This is a genomic window from Polaromonas sp. P3_C2 (assembly GCF_056402675.1).
In genome coordinates this window covers 1-2,999 of sequence record NZ_JBFUGX010000516.1, presented here as the reverse complement: position 1 = coordinate 2,999, position 2,999 = coordinate 1, and the positions used below count along the sequence as shown (strand labels likewise).

At 56.1% G+C, this 2,999-nt stretch carries 6 protein-coding genes; all 6 read left to right on the top strand.

Annotated elements, in window-relative coordinates:
• Positions 1-33 precede the first annotated feature (33 nt).
• The gene (gene infA, locus AC1DWI_RS18165) at positions 34-252 is read left to right on the top strand and encodes a translation initiation factor IF-1 (protein WP_007869286.1); all 219 of its coding nucleotides are present in this window, start codon (positions 34-36) and stop codon (positions 250-252) included.
• Positions 253-282: 30 nt separating this feature from the next.
• Positions 283-396: a 50S ribosomal protein L36 gene (gene rpmJ / locus AC1DWI_RS18160; protein WP_477725373.1), complete on the top strand. Its 114-nt coding sequence runs from the start codon at positions 283-285 to the stop codon at positions 394-396.
• A gap of 24 nt (positions 397-420) precedes the next feature.
• On the top strand, positions 421-786 hold the full coding sequence (rpsM, locus tag AC1DWI_RS18155; RefSeq protein WP_074579313.1) for a 30S ribosomal protein S13: 366 nt from the start codon (positions 421-423) through the stop codon (positions 784-786).
• Positions 787-799: 13 nt separating this feature from the next.
• Positions 800-1,204 carry a 30S ribosomal protein S11 gene (rpsK, locus tag AC1DWI_RS18150; protein ID WP_007869288.1) on the top strand — a complete coding sequence of 135 codons (405 nt, stop codon included), beginning with the start codon at positions 800-802 and terminating at the stop codon, positions 1,202-1,204.
• A 132-nt stretch (positions 1,205-1,336) separates the two neighbouring features.
• Positions 1,337-1,960, top strand: coding sequence for a 30S ribosomal protein S4 (gene rpsD, locus AC1DWI_RS18145; RefSeq protein WP_457281392.1), 624 nt, complete (start codon positions 1,337-1,339; stop codon positions 1,958-1,960).
• A gap of 95 nt (positions 1,961-2,055) precedes the next feature.
• The coding region (locus AC1DWI_RS18140; protein ID WP_477725372.1) for a DNA-directed RNA polymerase subunit alpha at positions 2,056-2,999 on the top strand (944 nt) is incomplete at its 3' end.

Below are 2,999 nucleotides of genomic sequence, written 5' to 3'. Positions count from 1 at the left end.
GCACTGGGCGGTTAACTGGGTATTTGATGGGATATGTCTAAAGACGATGTGATCCAGATGCAAGGTGAGGTTGTAGAAAACCTCCCCAATGCGACTTTCAGGGTGAAGCTGGAAAATGGACATGTTGTACTGGGGCACATCTCGGGAAAAATGCGTATGCACTACATCCGCATTCTTCCCGGTGACAAGGTAACGGTTGAGTTAACGCCTTACGATTTATCGCGCGCACGAATTGTTTTCCGTGCCAAGTAAGCACAGAGTGAAAGTTTAGGAGTAATAGAAATGAGAGTTTCAGCTTCGGTCAAGAAAATTTGCCGTAACTGCAAAGTTATCCGTCGCAAGGGTGTTGTCCGTGTGATTTKCACGGATCCGCGTCACAAACAGCGTCAAGGCTGATTTCAAGAGTTTTAGAGGACGAACATGGCTCGTATCGCTGGTATCAATATTCCGCCGCAGCAACATGCCGAAATCGGCTTGACTGCTATCTTTGGCATCGGTCGCACGCGCGCTCGCAAAATTTGCGAAGCATGTGACATCGCTTACGCCAAAAAGGTCAAAGATCTGACCGATGGCGACCTGGAAAAAATCCGTGAGCAGATCGCCCTGTTCACCATCGAGGGTGACCTGCGTCGTGAAACCACGATGAACATCAAGCGCCTGATGGACATCGGTTGCTACCGTGGTTTCCGCCACCGTCGCGGCCTGCCCATGCGTGGCCAGCGCACCCGGACCAATGCCCGTACCCGCAAGGGCCCGCGCAAGGCCGCTGCAGCTTTGAAGAAATAATTGAGAGGTCGTCATGGCAAAATCACCAAGCAATAACGCCGCACAACGCGTTCGCAAGAAAGTTCGCAAGAACGTGGCCGATGGTATCGCCCACGTCCACGCTTCTTTCAATAACACGATCATCACTATCACGGATCGCCAGGGCAATGCCTTGTCCTGGGCGTCTTCCGGTGGTCAGGGTTTCAAAGGTTCGCGCAAATCCACCCCTTTCGCAGCGCAGGTCGCTTCCGAAGTGGCAGGTCGTGCCGCCATTGAGCAAGGCATCAAGAATCTTGACGTCGAAATCAAGGGTCCTGGTCCAGGTCGTGAATCATCTGTTCGCGCTTTGGGCGCACTCGGCATCCGGATCAATTCGATTGCCGACGTGACCCCGGTTCCGCACAACGGCTGCCGCCCGCAAAAGCGCCGCCGCATTTAATTCCCCGTGCCCAGGCATCCGGCGGGTTGTTTCAGCCCGTCAGATACCAGGCATTTTTACCAAGCCCACCGCCGCAGGTTACGACCTCCGGCTCCTGCAATTCATTGCAGCAGATGACAAAAGGACATTCAAGTGGCACGTTACCTAGGCCCCAAGGCCAAACTATCCCGCCGTGAAGGCACCGACCTGTTCCTGAAGAGCGCACGCCGCGCCATCAGCGACAAGGCCAAATTCGACTCCAAGCCGGGTCAACACGGTCGTACCTCCGGTACCCGTACTTCCGACTTCGGCTTGCAGTTGCGCGAAAAGCAAAAAGTCAAGCGCATGTATGGCGTGCTCGAAAAGCAGTTCCGCCGGTATTTTGAAGAAGCGGATCGTCGCAAGGGCAATACCGGCGCCAATCTGCTGTTCATCCTTGAGTCGCGTCTGGACAACGTTGTGTATCGCATGGGCTTCGGTTCGACCCGTGCTGAAGCGCGCCAGCTGGTTTCGCATAAGGCCATCACGGTCAATGGCGGATCTGTCAACATTCCTTCGTACATGGTCAAGGCCGGCGACATCATTGCCGTACGCGACAAGTCGAAGAAGCAGACCCGCATCACGGAAGCCCTTGAGCTTGCAAAACAGGTCGGCCTGCCCGCCTGGGTCGATGTGAACGCCGACAAGGGAGAAGGCACCTTCAAGAAGGTACCCGATCGCGACGAGTTTGCCGCCGACGTCAACGAATCGTTGATCGTCGAGTTGTACTCACGCTAATTTTTCGTTCCTGCGATACGGGGCACCGTATCGCCAGGGTGTGCTTCGCCGGCCTTATCGGTGTAACGAACCGAGGGTATTGAGAGGAAGACTGCATGCAGACCAATTTGTTGAAACCAAAAACCATTAATGTTGAGCAGCTTGGCGCCAACCGCGCCAAGGTGACTCTGGAACCGTTTGAGCGTGGCTACGGCCATACGCTGGGCAACGCGCTGCGCCGCGTACTGTTGTCTTCCATGGTCGGCCACGCCGCCACCGAAGTCACCATCGCAGGTGTCCTGCACGAGTACTCGTCCATCGACGGTGTGCAGGAAGACGTCGTCAACATCCTGTTGAACCTCAAGGGTGTGGTGTTCAAGCTTCACAACCGCGACGAAGTCACGCTGAGCCTGCGCAAAGACGGCGAAGGCCCAGTCACTGCCGCCGACATCCAGACTCCGCACGACGTGGAAATCATCAACCCAGAACACGTGATCGTGAACTTGTCGCACGGCGGCAAGATCGACATGCAGATCAAGGTTGAAAACGGCCGCGGCTACGTGCCCGGCAACCAGCGCCGCTATGGCGATGAGTCGCCAAAGTCGATTGGCCGGATCGTGCTCGACGCGTCTTTTTCGCCCGTCAAGCGCGTGAGCTACATCGTCGAAAGCGCCCGCGTTGAGCAGCGCACCGACCTCGACAAACTCGTGCTGGAAATCGAAACCAACGGCGCCGTGACGGCTGAAGATGCTGTCCGTGCCTCGGCCAAGATCCTGGTCGAGCAGCTGGCCGTGTTCGCACAGCTCGAAGGCAATGAACTGGCCGCGTTTGACGCACCCGTTCAGCGCAGCTCGCAGCAGTTCGACCCGATCCTGCTGCGCCCTGTCGATGAGCTCGAACTTACCGTTCGTTCGGCAAACTGCCTCAAAGCGGAAAACATTTACTACATCGGCGATCTGATCCAGCGCACTGAGAATGAGCTACTGAAGACGCCGAACTTGGGCCGTAAATCGCTCAACGAAATCAAGGAAGTGCTTGCATCGCGCGGCCTGACTCTTGG

What these genes read in the sequence shown, in the direction of transcription:
- infA (WP_007869286.1), top strand. Translation starts at nt 34, where the DNA reads ATGTCTAAAGACGATGTGATCCAGATGCAAGGTGAGGTTGTAGAAAAC.
- rpsM (WP_074579313.1), top strand. Translation starts at nt 421, where the DNA reads ATGGCTCGTATCGCTGGTATCAATATTCCGCCGCAGCAACATGCCGAA.
- rpsK (WP_007869288.1), top strand. Translation starts at nt 800, where the DNA reads ATGGCAAAATCACCAAGCAATAACGCCGCACAACGCGTTCGCAAGAAA.